Origin of the sequence: Polynucleobacter sp. QLW-P1DATA-2 (assembly GCF_001870365.1) — a bacterium.
Classification (GTDB): Bacteria; Pseudomonadota; Gammaproteobacteria; order Burkholderiales; family Burkholderiaceae; genus Polynucleobacter.
In genome coordinates this window covers 1006588-1019440 of sequence record NZ_LZMQ01000003.1, presented here as the reverse complement: position 1 = coordinate 1019440, position 12853 = coordinate 1006588, and the positions used below count along the sequence as shown (strand labels likewise).

The 12853-nt window shown below is 43.5% G+C and carries 15 protein-coding genes; 8 read left to right on the top strand and 7 right to left on the bottom strand.

The features are described 5' to 3' along the window. Positions 1–20: 20 nt before the first annotated feature. The gene (locus tag A9236_RS07885; protein WP_236638792.1) at positions 21–1523 is read right to left on the bottom strand and encodes an MmgE/PrpD family protein; all 1503 of its coding nucleotides are present in this window, start codon (positions 1521–1523) and stop codon (positions 21–23) included. Positions 1524–1692: 169 nt separating this feature from the next. Between A9236_RS07885 and A9236_RS07880 the strand changes: the two genes are divergently transcribed. Continuing rightward, the gene (locus A9236_RS07880; protein ID WP_236638790.1) at positions 1693–2097 is read left to right on the top strand and encodes a cytochrome c5 family protein; all 405 of its coding nucleotides are present in this window, start codon (positions 1693–1695) and stop codon (positions 2095–2097) included. 536 nt (positions 2098–2633) lie between these two features. Here A9236_RS07880 and A9236_RS07875 read toward each other — a convergent pair. Together A9236_RS07875 and A9236_RS07870 are read right to left on the bottom strand one after the other, a co-directional pair. Further along, the gene (locus A9236_RS07875) at positions 2634–3695 is read right to left on the bottom strand and encodes a linear amide C-N hydrolase (protein ID WP_083393439.1); all 1062 of its coding nucleotides are present in this window, start codon (positions 3693–3695) and stop codon (positions 2634–2636) included. A 49-nt stretch (positions 3696–3744) separates the two neighbouring features. Then, positions 3745–4431 carry a MarC family protein gene (locus A9236_RS07870; protein WP_071464839.1) on the bottom strand — a complete coding sequence of 229 codons (687 nt, stop codon included), beginning with the start codon at positions 4429–4431 and terminating at the stop codon, positions 3745–3747. 391 nt (positions 4432–4822) lie between these two features. Between A9236_RS07870 and A9236_RS07865 the strand changes: the two genes are divergently transcribed. Next, positions 4823–6169, top strand: coding sequence for a cytochrome ubiquinol oxidase subunit I (locus tag A9236_RS07865; protein WP_071464838.1), 1347 nt, complete (start codon positions 4823–4825; stop codon positions 6167–6169). Between the two features lie 12 nt (positions 6170–6181). Beyond that, positions 6182–7207: a cytochrome d ubiquinol oxidase subunit II gene (locus A9236_RS07860; protein WP_071464837.1), complete on the top strand. Its 1026-nt coding sequence runs from the start codon at positions 6182–6184 to the stop codon at positions 7205–7207. A 142-nt stretch (positions 7208–7349) separates the two neighbouring features. Here A9236_RS07860 and A9236_RS07855 read toward each other — a convergent pair whose 3' ends face one another. Both A9236_RS07855 and A9236_RS07850 read right to left on the bottom strand, forming a co-directional pair. Next, complete coding sequence (locus A9236_RS07855) at positions 7350–7544, bottom strand: hypothetical protein (RefSeq protein ID WP_071464836.1); 195 nt, start codon at positions 7542–7544, stop codon at positions 7350–7352. Between the two features lie 96 nt (positions 7545–7640). Continuing rightward, entirely contained in the window at positions 7641–8192 is a 552-nt protein-coding gene (locus A9236_RS07850; RefSeq protein WP_071464835.1) for a phosphohydrolase, read from the bottom strand. Positions 8193–8421: 229 nt separating this feature from the next. Between A9236_RS07850 and A9236_RS07845 the strand changes: the two genes are divergently transcribed. From A9236_RS07845 to A9236_RS07830, 5 genes are all read left to right on the top strand, one after another. Beyond that, the gene (locus A9236_RS07845; RefSeq protein ID WP_161485615.1) at positions 8422–9123 is read left to right on the top strand and encodes an extracellular solute-binding protein; all 702 of its coding nucleotides are present in this window, start codon (positions 8422–8424) and stop codon (positions 9121–9123) included. A 19-nt stretch (positions 9124–9142) separates the two neighbouring features. Next, positions 9143–9643 (top strand): amidohydrolase family protein, encoded by a 501-nt coding sequence (locus tag A9236_RS11440; protein WP_201721726.1) that lies wholly within the window; start codon positions 9143–9145, stop codon positions 9641–9643. 10 nt (positions 9644–9653) lie between these two features. Then, positions 9654–10238: an amidohydrolase family protein gene (locus A9236_RS11435; protein WP_201721749.1), complete on the top strand. Its 585-nt coding sequence runs from the start codon at positions 9654–9656 to the stop codon at positions 10236–10238. A gap of 36 nt (positions 10239–10274) precedes the next feature. Continuing rightward, positions 10275–11147: a CoA ester lyase gene (locus A9236_RS07835; RefSeq protein WP_071464832.1), complete on the top strand. Its 873-nt coding sequence runs from the start codon at positions 10275–10277 to the stop codon at positions 11145–11147. Between the two features lie 61 nt (positions 11148–11208). Then, the gene (locus A9236_RS07830) at positions 11209–11985 is read left to right on the top strand and encodes a DUF4239 domain-containing protein (RefSeq protein ID WP_071467832.1); all 777 of its coding nucleotides are present in this window, start codon (positions 11209–11211) and stop codon (positions 11983–11985) included. A 62-nt stretch (positions 11986–12047) separates the two neighbouring features. Here A9236_RS07830 and A9236_RS07825 read toward each other — a convergent pair whose 3' ends face one another. Next, the gene (locus A9236_RS07825) at positions 12048–12488 is read right to left on the bottom strand and encodes a gamma-glutamylcyclotransferase (RefSeq protein WP_071464830.1); all 441 of its coding nucleotides are present in this window, start codon (positions 12486–12488) and stop codon (positions 12048–12050) included. A gap of 5 nt (positions 12489–12493) precedes the next feature. After that, positions 12494–12832 carry a P-II family nitrogen regulator gene (locus A9236_RS07820; protein WP_071464829.1) on the bottom strand — a complete coding sequence of 113 codons (339 nt, stop codon included), beginning with the start codon at positions 12830–12832 and terminating at the stop codon, positions 12494–12496. Between the last annotated feature and the right edge of the window lie 21 nt (positions 12833–12853).

Below are 12853 nucleotides of genomic sequence, written 5' to 3'. Positions count from 1 at the left end.
CCTTCTCTGATTGAAGAATGCTATCTGGTTAACTGCTTGGCCAATTGATCAATGTTCCCAATATTCTCAAAATTTCTTACTAGTGCAATGACGTTCTCTGCCTTCTTGTGTGGGAACTTAGCAAAATCGGTATTTTGTAAAAACTTAACAGCCACCTCGTCATAACTCATAGGGTCAGCCGGGCTACCCTTACCAAAGTCTGCTCGACCTGAGATTGTTCGGCCATCAGCCATTTTGATATCGATGATAGTTGTCATCTTGTCGTATCCAGCAGCCTCAGCTACAGGGTCTACGACAAAATCTACCTTCTCAATCATCGCCTTCACATCTGGGCGATTAACCACCTGATCATTAAATTGCGCCAAGCCTGCTTGCCCCTCTAAGAGCAAGATTGCCATACAAAATTCCATTGAGAATTTTGCTTGTAACTCATTAGTTGGCCGATGGTGTATGAGTGCGTTTGGCATATTGCTATTCGTACCTACTCGCACCCGCACTACATCTTTTGCCTTTATATTGTTTGCCTTAATAAGCCTTTGCATCTCTGTCATACCAGGGTGATTTAGTGAGCCACATGGAAAAGGCTTAATCGATATTCCGGGATCATCAAATGTCCAGGGGTTGCCAAGCTTTCCTTGAATAGCCTTGACATCATATCCACCGCCAGCAGCATTAAAAAATCCTCTGGGGGCTTCTAGAATTTTATCGGCTGCAGTCCAACCTCCCTGAGCAAATTGTGCCGCAACCACTCCACTTTCTGCGGCTCTTCCTGCATGAAAGGGTTTGGTCATCGTTCCAAAGTTCTCCCTCAATCCAGCAGCCTCACTTGCAGCAATAGACAGAGCCCTAATCGTTGCGGGTACATCAAGATGCAATAGTTTTGCAGCAGCAGCGGCAGACCCAATAGCCCCTAAAGTTCCCGTTGAATGAAATCCTGCTTGGTAGTGGCGCGGATTGATTGCCTCAGCAACCTTACATGCGACTTCCACGCCAATTTGGTAGGCCAGCATCACCTCTTTACCGGTAGATTTTGTCAATTGGCCAATAGCCAAAGCTGATGGTAAAACGGGTGCAGTGGGATGGGTTAATAAACCATAAACACGATCTTTAGCTACAGCAAGCTGAGTATCATCATAATCATCAGCATGAATATCAATGCCATTTGCAAATGCCGCAAATCGAGGGGCGGTGGTGATATTGGTGCCAATAATAATTGCCGGCCCAGAACGAATATTGAGGCTAGCAATGTGCTTACGGACAATGTCACCTAACTCTGTTGCGCTTCCAGAAATTGCTAAGCCCAGGCCATCCAGAAATGATTTTTTACCAAGTGCTAAGGTCGATGCAGGAATATTGTCAAACTGGGTATTGCAGATAAATTCTGCTACGTAGCGAGTCAAACCCTCACCCACTACATTAGCTTTAGCTTCACCTGCTGCGAATACGTTGCCGATCATGCCAGCTTGTGCCAAAAGCAAAGTAGTGCCTTTTAAGAAAAGACGGCGATCGCTATTCTCATTCATACCTGTCTCCTAATTATTTTTATTGGTTATGCATCTATATATCTAGATATCATCGAGCAAGTATGCTCTTTTTGAATACTTACATGCCTACTGGTTTACCCTAAAAAATCTGTCAAAATTCAATAAGATAATGTGGGCTGATATCAAGTAGATTTAGACATAGACTTCATTGATTACATTTCCAACAAAAAATATGAAATATTTACTATTCCTAAGTATGTGTTTGCTGAGCTCATTGACCATGGCCAACGGCGAAGAAACTTATAAAGCTGTTTGCTCTAATTGCCATGCTTCTGGATTAAATAAGGCCCCGATAGTTGGCGATAAAAAACAATGGGCAAAATTAATCAAAGAAGGTCAGGCACACATTACTTCGGATGGTTATCACGGCGTTGGAGCAATGCCCCCAAGAGGAGGAAAGCCGGACTTAACTGTCGCTGAATTTGCATCTGCAGTTATTTATATGGCAAACCAATCTGGAGCCAACTGGAAAGAGCCCGACGAAGCAATGCTCAAAGATATTAACAAACGGATTGCCAAAAAGTCTCCAAATCATAGATGCTGCCTTATATAACCCAACCCATCATCTTGCAAGATAGAAACCACCCGAAGGTAGTCAATTTAATTAAGTATCCACTTGGTATATGTCGATTAAACCAATAAACTAAGTAGCACGTAACCGGGCACTCCGCTATGACGCTGTCGACACCAGAGGAGTTCCAAGAGATCATATCCAGCACCAAGAGACCGCCTGCCTATCTCACACCACTTTCCCCACAGGCTTTAGTTAATGTATTGACTACTGTTAAGTACAATTCTGAAGTCTTTTAATCCGTTGGTCACGAGCTCGAATCTCGCCCGACCCACCAGCAATACAAAAGCCTCTAGAGAGATCTAGGGGGCTTTTTTTGAGGTTGGTTTAATGTAGTTACTGTTGGTGACAATTGACGATCTATAGGTTCGTTATAGGCCAGGATGGCGGACGCTGGATTGAGACTGGGCGACCGTAAGCACCTCAGAGGTGTCGCGTTTCTTGATAGTTAGTGTGATGTCGGGTTAACAGACAAAATAAAACCACCCGAAGGTGGCTTTATAGTCAATTAATAGGACTTATTGATAAAACTTCGTAAAAGCATCTGCTCCCGCTTGATTAACATCATATGAATTGATCGATTTGATTTCCTTAACGTCTTTCAACTTATTAATATCTATCACTGACCAGTTCATGGCATTAATAGATCGAACATAGAATAGGTTTCTGGACAGGTCGTGCAGAAAGAGAACATAGCTCACCTCAGTAGATTGGCTATCCCCTCCAGGGCCATCACCCACTGAACCTGCTCCATCCACAGTTAGATCATAAGGACGGTCAAAGTTATTCATAATGTGGGCCAACGTTGTTATAGCATCATCCGGATTTGTGGCTTTGCGAACATAATTTGCGTAAAAAGCTGCCTTAACAAATCGACCAACAGAAGTTTGAGAGGACGGCAATCCAGCCAACGCAATTCCAGCATCAGTTGAAACTAACTTCATTTTTCCAAGTTGTCCTGTATTTTGATCAAGATTGGTAAATGTGTAGTTATTTAAATTCTCTAGGTGCCATGGAAACTGCGGCTGATTTGTCATGACATAGACCGGATTGTCATAGACATTTAACTTATTGTTGAAGAATTCAATAACAATAGCACCTCCGTTTTTATCAAAAACAGCATAGTGCTCTTGGTAAGGGGTATTTCCAAAGTCTGGCACTAATGGTAACCAAAACTCTGTTTCACCACTGAGTAATGCTGCCTTAACTTCGGGAACACTTTTAAAGCTACCCAAAATCCATGCGCCAAGATCATTTACAGAGAGTATTTTTGAAGGATCATTACCGACAGTTGGCGAGCTTGAATTGATGAGTGTCTGAGCACCAAAAGAGAGTCCTTGATCATTGGTTCCCTGAAATACCGCTGGAAATTTTGCTGAAGGAATCGATTGGCCAACAAACGCCAAGATAGGATATTGAGTGCTAAAAGTTTTTCCCTGCTTGCCATCTGGGGTTGCAGACTCAACTATGGTTCCTGCCGGCAAGTATGAAATTTGAGTCGGCATGAGGCGAGAATACTCAATACCACGACCAAGATAAGCCTTCCCGTCAGCATCGAATGTTAAAAGAGATGTACACATAACTGCCTCCTAAAAATAGAGAAAATAAAACTAAGATAATTAATGCTAACTAGTGTGCTGTAATTAATTTTGACAACTCAAGGGCATATCCATTAAATCCGCCTAGAAAAATTTGCACACCAATTGCCAGCAAAATGAATGCAAATAAGCGCATCAAAACATTGGTGCCATTTGCGCCTAGAAGTCGCTGAATCCCCGATGATTCGCGATATACCAAGTAAATCACTAGCGACAGTGCAACTAGGGCTGTTGTAGCACCAATCACGGCAGGTAATTCAGTCAGAATGTGAAAACCTCTATCATCCTGCTCGGCTGCAACTAGCGAAATTGCTGTTGCAATAGATCCAGGCCCAACTGTCAATGGCATAGTTAGAGGAAAGAAAGCGCTAGTACCTGCAGTGGCATCGGTAATCTGAGATGATGAATTGGTATTGTGATCAGATGAGCCTTGTTGGTTCAGTAAATTCCAACCCATCGCAATCACGACTGCACCACCAGCAAGCTTTAGTGCTGGTAACGAGATGCCAAAAAAGAGCAGCAATTGAGGGCCTATCAACATAGAACCTAAAAGCATCAAGAAGCAATTAATGGCCACACTTCGAGCCAACTTTTTTCTAACTCCCTCAGAGCAACCCTGAACCATATTAAGAAAAATAGGTCCATCACCCAAGGGATTTATAACCGGGAAAAGTGCTGCAAAAACAGCTATAAAAGATGTCAAACCAGAGGAAAGCATTTAGTCCCTAGGGTGATTGAAGGAAGATTTATGAATTTTGAATTAAGTAAAACTATACCGAAAATTTATAACAGATTAATTACGGGGTAACCCAGGGCAAATCTTAACGCTTACCGACCTAGATTAGCCTTGTACAGCGTCGTTTTAAGGGTCCATTTAACTCTTTCAAGCCGTTGGTCACGAGCTCGAATCTCGCCCGACCCACCGGTTATACAAAAGCCCCCAAGGGAATCTGGGGCTTTTTCTTTGGGTTCACTCAAATTGATTGATCAACACCTTAAACAATATGGGATCTAAAGGGTTAATCGCTTCATATTTGAGCCCTCAAGCATCAATTGAGTTTTGAGAATAAAGTAATGGATAAATCCAACCATTGCTTAAGAGGCTCACAATGCTTGACCCTATGGTGCTTAGTCGCATTCAGTTTGGCGCAAATATTACCTTCCATATTCTTTTCCCAACCATTTCTATTGCTTTGGGATGGTTTCTTTTCTACTTCAAAGTTCAATTCAACCGAACCCACGATTCCAGCTGGAATCAGGCATACCAATTTTGGGTAAAGATTTTTGCATTGACATTTGCTTTAGGGGTAGTCAGTGGTATCACCATGAGTTTTCAGTTTGGCACTAACTGGCCTGGATACATGAAGACCATCGGCAATATTGCAGGCCCATTACTTGCCTACGAAGTACTCACTGCTTTTTTCTTGGAAGCTACCTTCTTAGGAGTAATGCTGTTTGGCAGCAAAAGAGTTTCTCAACGCGTTCATACCATCGCAACTTTTCTAGTCGCTTTTGGTACTACCTTATCTGCTTTTTGGATCATCGTATTAAATTCTTGGATGCAAACACCGCAAGGTTTTGAAATGATTGATGGCCAAGCACATGCTACTAATTGGTTTGCCATCGTATTTAATCCTTCTATGCCCTATCGCTTAGCGCATATGCTCACTGCAGCCTTTATTACAGTGACATTTTTATTAGCTGGCATTTCAGCCTTTAGGCAACTCCGAGGCAGTAAGTCTGCCGCTAATAAAGCTGTTCTTAAAATTGCCATCACTACAGCAGCAATTTTGATGCCTATTCAAATCATCCTTGGTGATGCACATGGACTAAATACATTACAACATCAACCTGCCAAACTCGCTGCAATGGAAGGCATCTGGGAATCTGGCTCTGGTATACCAGCTGTAATCTTTGCCATTCCAGATCAAAAGACACAGAGTAACCTCTATGAAGTTAGCATTCCTAAGTTAGCCTCCTTATATCTTACCCATCACTGGGATGGTGAAGTGCAAGGCTTAAAAGATTTCCCCAACAAAATTCCTCCAGTAGCTCCAGTATTTTTTGCCTTTCGTATTATGGTTGGCATGGGTCTACTGATGCTATTGGTTTCATGGATGGCACGCTGGCAAATTTATAAGTCGCAAGATATCAAACCCTGGATGGCCAAAATTTTGGTTGGAATGACTTTTTCTGGTTGGATTGCTGTGGTTGCAGGCTGGTACGTCACTGAAATTGGTCGGCAGCCCTACATCGTTACCGGGGTGCTAACCACCGCTGATGCCGCTACAACAATAGCGGGAGGTATTGTTCTGAGTAGCTTGCTGATGTATTTATTCTTATATATCGCACTTATTATTTCTTACATTGGGGTGGTTTTTTACCTCGCTCGCGAAGGGGACAAAGCCCCAGCAAGCAATACGATTACAAGCTCGTCTAACTCCTATGCCCAATAAGATAAATTCACAATGCCACTAAATATGATTCCCGATCTGAGCCAAGCTTCAGGATGGCTGCCACTATTTTTCTTGGTAGCCATGGGTATTGCCGTGCTCTCCTATGTTGTACTAGATGGCTATGACCTAGGTGTTGGGATTCTTCTGAATAGAGCAACTGATGAAGAAAAGGACATGATGATTTCTTCTATCGGCCCATTTTGGGATGCCAATGAAACTTGGCTGGTTCTAGGTGTTGGACTACTACTAGTTGCATTTCCATTAGCACACGGAATTATTCTGACTGAACTCTATATCCCCGTGGCTATCATGCTGGCTGGTTTAATTTTGAGGGGCGTTTCCTTTGATTTTCGGGTCAAGGTTCAATCCCATCAAAAGCCACTGTGGAACTTTCTGTTTTACCTAGGCAGCGTCATTGCCTCCATAGCTCAAGGGGTCATGATTGGGCGTCATATCGTGGGCTTTGACTCTGGTTTACTGGGCTGGTTATTTGCTCTCCTAGTGGGTGCCTGCGTTCCTGCTGGATATGCCCTTTTAGGCTCAACTTGGCTGATCATGAAGTCTGAAGGCGCGTTGCAATTAAAGGCTATTCACTGGGCCAAAGTCAGTCTGGGCTTCACAGCGCTTGGAATTGGATTGATATCCATTGCAACACCATTTTTTAGCCCTGAAATTATGACTAAGTGGTTTGCCCTGCCAAATATCATCTACTTAGCGCCGATACCATTAACTACTCTGATCCTTTTTATCATCATTGAGCGAACTCTGAAGACCTTGTCTTCGAATCCACACCAAAAAATGTGGGTTCCTTTTGTTGCAAGCGTGGCAATTTATTGGCTCTCATTTTTCGGCATTGCCTACAGCCTCTTTCCTTACATCATTGTTGATCAAATGACAATTTGGCAAGCTGCAGCTGCAACCGAATCTCTTTGGTTGATTTTTTGGGGCACTGCAATTGTCTTGCCAGCAATCCTGCTTTACACCTTTTACTCTTATCGAATATTTTGGGGTAAGACTGTCCCAATGAGCTACTACTAAACATCATTAGATACGTAAGCAGCATCTTTTAATCTCTTGGTCGCGATTTCGAATCTTTCCTGATCTGCCAGAAATACAAAAGCCACCTACCGGTGGCTTTTTCTTTTGTCAGCGTAACCATGAAAATGGTCTTCGCGCAGACTCACTCTTCCCAGGGAAATCTTTGACGCGACAACTCTTCCATCATTTCCCTCTTGCTGAGGGCAGCCTTCCTTGATCCATTGGCACCGTACTTGGCTCTACGCTCGCTATCAGAAAGATGCTCTGAATGCTCGTCGGCTTTAACATCCTCAGGGATAGCTGGATCCTCTATCTGCAATTTTGTTTTATCAGTCATTAGATGGCGGCGCTCCTCAACGTGAGTTATCTTTCCCCTGCACTTTAAACAGGGCTAAACAGGCTACACAAGCATTGTGAAGACGAAGGCATCAATTTATGGGGCAACCCATTGCTTCTTGAGCACTCTTCTTACCATGGGGTCAAATGTCGACAGAGGCTCGCTTTTGTAATTGGGATCAAATGAGATTTCATCATACTTAGCGCAAAACTCTACTGTTTGCTCATATGCTGGATCAGATTTAAATTGATCTCTCGCATTAGGATCTACACCAATCTTATCCCCATAAAAATAGGTTTGAAATAATCCATGCTGCTGCAGCATCCAATAATTATTTCTAGAGATAAAGGGGTGCAAGATGGACCCGATCACTTCGCCATGATTAAAGGGGCCTAATGGCTCAGCAATATCATGAAATAGGGTTACAACAATATATTCTTCATCACGTTTATCTCGCAAAGCTCTGGTAGCAGCCTGTAAGCAATGTTCTTTTCGGGTGATGTTATACGCTGTATCTTTAGAAAGATTTTCTAGTAGCGTGTAGAGGAGCTCAGGCAAATTGGCCAGCGTATGCTCATGAACCCTTTTCATGACCTCAAAATCTGCAGTAGTACCCTGGTCCATCCTAGTGAAATGCATTTTTTCCATGAGATACCCTAAATTAGAATTGATGGCAATGCTATTAGGGAATATTACAGCCAGTATTCAAGTTTGTTGGCAATCTGAAAAAACAAAGGGCAACCCTCAAACCCGAGCTGTGATACTTTATATCCATTTACAGTAAAGAGATTTGCTGCAAATACTCTGAAATCTTTTGGTCAAAGACATGAAATTCTTCTCAATATGCGCACTCTCTTTCCTTTTAAGCACCCCAGCCATGGCACAACTTGAAGTCATGATCTCAGGTGGCTTTTCTGGCCCTTATAAGCAGATGCTTCCCGCCTTTGAAAAGGCAACCGGAATTAAAGTGGTCACAAAATCTGGCGCATCCCAAGGATCTGGTCCCAAAACCATCAAAGCACAGCTTGCTGCCGGTACCACTGCAGATGTGGTGATCTTGTCCCGCGAAGGGCTTACTGAGCTTATGGAACAAAATAAAATTCTTCAAGGCTCTGATGTTGACCTCGCGCAAGCTCCCCTTGGGCTTGCTATCCCCGCAGGCAATCCCAAGCCAGATATCTCTACCGTCAGTGCATTTGCTAATGCATTAGTTAAAGCCAAAAAAATTGTGGTTCCAGGCAGTACCAGTGGCATATATCTAACCCAAGAACTATTCCCCAAGCTTGGTGTTAGCAATCAAATATCAGTTCAAGTAACCGAACGCGGGGCTCAATCAGCGGCGATATTGGCCGCACGCGAAGCAAACATTGCTGTTCAGCCTAGTAGCGAACTCGTGAATATTCCCGGCATTGATTATGTAGGCCCTATCCCCAATAGTGTTCAGCTGGTTCAAACCTTTGCCGCCGCAATTGTGTTGAACTCCCCCAATCAAGAGTCCGCTAAAAAATTGATTCAATTCTTAAGCTCACCCAATGCAGTTGGCCCCATAAAAAATAGTGGCATGAATGTAGTTCCTTAATCACACTTGAAAGTTAACTATGAATAATCGCCGTTCATTCTTAAAAACCTCTGGCAAAGCACTGGGGGGCTTATTTTTTTGCGGGTGTGGACTAGCTCACGCTGCAGATACTGAGACCAAGAAAAGGGTGACCCCCGTCTTTATTAATGGCAAGCGCATCAAAACGATTGATGTCCATGCTCATTGCATGTTTCAGGATGCAATTGACTTGATGGGCGAAGATGCAGCCTCTGTACCGCCACCAACCAAAGGTGTTCCGGAACACTTCATTAAGATTAATGAACGAATTAAGGCAATGGAAGCCCAAGGCATTGATATGCAGGTGCTAAGTGTCAATCCTTTCTGGTATCGCAAAGATAAAGAAACGGCAGCTGAAATTTGCCGCCTCAATAACCTGCATTTAGCAGAGCTCTGTGCGCTAAGGCCAGAGAAGTTTGCAGCATTTGCCTCATTAACCATGCAATTTCCAGATCTGGCTGTTGAGCAACTGGAATATGCAGTAGAAAAAACAAGGTCTTAAAGGCGCTGCAATTGGCGGCAGTGTTTTAGGTCAAGATTTTTCAGACCCAAAATTTCATCCAGTGCTAGCCAAGGCGCAAGAGCTGAACGTTACCCTCTTCATTCATCCACAAAGCACGCCACAACTAGCCCAACGCTTCAAAGGAAATGGCTGGATGTCTAATGTCATTGGTAATCCGCTTGACACAACCATTGCTTTACAACATCTGATTTACGAAGGCGTACTGGATAAATATCCACAGCTAAAAGTATTAGCAGCACATGGTGGTGGATTTTTAGGCTCCTATGCCCCCCGCATGGATCATAGTTGCTTTGTATCACCGCAAAACTGTGATCCCAATATTGTTCTCAAGAAAAAACCTTCTGAGTATCTTAAGCAACTGTACTTTGATTCACTGGTCTTTACGCCAGAAGCATTGCAATACTTAGTATCTCAAGTCGGCGCTAGCCAGGTTGTGATTGGTACAGACCACCCTATCCCCTGGGAAGAATTTCCGGTAGAGCACGTGATGGCAACCCCCGGCCTGAGCAATACTGATCGGATTGCTATTCTAGGTGGTAATGCTGAGCGCCTCCTCAATATCAAGCTGAACTAAGCAAGCCAGCTTGCAAGCTTATCCGCACCCCCAACTATGATTAATATCAACAGACCCCGCCGCTCCGTGCTCTATATGCCTGGGGCCAATACAAGAGCCTTAGAGAAGGCCAAAACTTTAGCCGCCGACTCGCTCATTCTTGACTTAGAGGATGCTGTAGCACCAGATGCCAAGGTTGGCGCAAGACAAAATATTCTCACTGCACTAGCAACTGGTTTTGGTCACCGTGAGGCAGTTGTTCGAATCAATGGTCTCAACACACCTTGGGGCTTGGATGACTTAAAGGCATTTGCTAATAGCAAAGCAGATGCCGTCGTACTCCCCAAGGTTGAATCAGCCGCGCAAGTTCAAGAAGTAGCTCAAGCACTTAAGGAGATGAATGCGCGCCCTGACCTCACCATTTGGGCGATGATTGAAACACCAAAGGCTATTTTCAAACTAGAAGAAATTGCCAGCTCACATCCGCTCCTTGAGGTACTTGTTCTTGGTACATCTGATCTTGTAAAAGATTTGCACGCGCGGCACACTCCAAGCAGAATTGAGACCCAAACTGCACTATCTCTATCTATCCTGGCCGCAAGAGCATATGGTTTGTGTGTATTGGATGGGGTTCATCTCTCTTTGGATGATGCAGCTGGATTGCGACTATCCTGTATTCAAGGCAGAGACATGGGTTTTGATGGCAAGACCCTGATTCATCCAAGTCAAATTGCCGATGCCAATGAGCTATTTGGACCATCCCCACAGGAAGTGGAAGAAGCCCAAGCCAGAATTACTGCTTATGAAGAGGCCATCCAATCTGGCGCTGGAATAGTCGTCCTAAACGGTAAATTGATTGAAGAGCTTCATATTCAGGATGCCAAGCGGATTTTAGCTTTGGATAAGGCTATTCAATCATTTGCAGGATAGGAAATTGGGTACACTTCAGTCAAAATACTCTTACACAATCCTATAGCCAATCATCAACATTATGGATCTGCCCATCCTTCGATATTTACTGATCTCTTATGATATTGGTCTTCGCTTTGAATTATTGGCAATCGTTTTAGCCATCTGCTTTTTGGTATTTTGCTTGTTCCAAAAGTTCTTTCCGAATGTGCTCTTCGGAGAAGATTCAGAATTTGCTGGCTATATCTATAACGCGATGGGAGTAGTCTTTAGCCTAGTGTTTGCTTTTGTGACCGTATTGGTTTGGCAAAACTATAACGGTGTAAGTGATGCCGTTGCCAAAGAGGCAAGCACACTAAACAATATGTACCGCGTATTTGCTGCATTTCCACCCGAGGTTGAACGCAATGGAAAAGCAGAGCTGAAGTCTTATGTCACCACTGTGATCAATGAAGAGTGGCCTCTTTTAAGCAATGACCAATTTAGCATCAAGGCTTACAAAGAATTGCTATCTATCGAAGACCTAGTAATCCATCTCAAACCACAGAATGCTGGTGAGACTAATGCGCACCAGCAATTACTTCGCCTCACGCTTGAAGCAACAGAGCTTCGAAGAAGTCGAGTCTATAACGCACGCTTTGCCTTATCTCCACCAGCCTGGTTCGGACTTGTAAGTAGTCTCATGATTTTTTTTGGTGTTCTCCTGCCTTTTTCAAATGAAGTCCAAACGAATACACATTGTGCTGATTATCTTTTTGAGCTCAACGGTGGTAGGCATTTTGTACTTCCTGGTTTTGTTTATTCACCCATTCCTTGGTCCATTAGCCATTACCCCCGACCCACTAATCAATTTACTTAAGCTATCTTGGGTGTATTAAGAAATGAGGTCTTTTGAGTAAGCGTTTCATGGCGCCGCTGACTTTAAAGTACGCGGCGAATAAGCTTGTGATTGCCATTCACAAAGTTGCCATCATTGATTCTGTTGAAGCGGGCAATATCAAGGTTATAGATATAAACCCAAGCTTGGATAATGTGAGTCCCACCCTTTTCCCCAGCAATCAATTGAACTGATTCAAGAGATCTTTTGTACTCATGTGGGACTGGGCTACTCGGCGCACACTCCTCATAGACATCCAATGTAGCAAGCAATTGATCGGGATCGTTTAGCCTCCAAAGCTCCCCATCAACAAATTCATTATTGGATGATGAGGGTACGGCACCTGGGTAGTTACTGATGAGGTATAGCCTACCTGGCCACCTAGCCCTTCCAAGAAGCTGTGCATGTTGATGCAGATACTGAGCATTGGTATTGATCGCTTCCGATTTGAGCGTGCCATATACAAAAAGAAATGGGGATTGCATACAAGCTAAAGTGCAGGTGAACCACTCTCTCCAGTGCGAATGCGGACAACATCTTCAATGGTATTAACAAAGATTTTTCCATCGCCAATCTTGCCAGTAAATGCTGACTTTGAAATCACATGCAAAGCCTCTGGCAGCATCTCATCATCAACAGCAACCTCTATTTTTACCTTCAATAGAAAGTCGATGACGTATTCAGCCCCACGATAAAGCTCAGTATGACCTTTCTGCCGCCCAAAGCCTCGCACATCATAAGTAGTCATACTATTAATACCAATATGCGACAAAGCCTCGTGCACCTCGTCTAATTTAAAAGGCTTAATGATTGCAGAGATGAGTTTCATATGGAATTAATAAACACAATG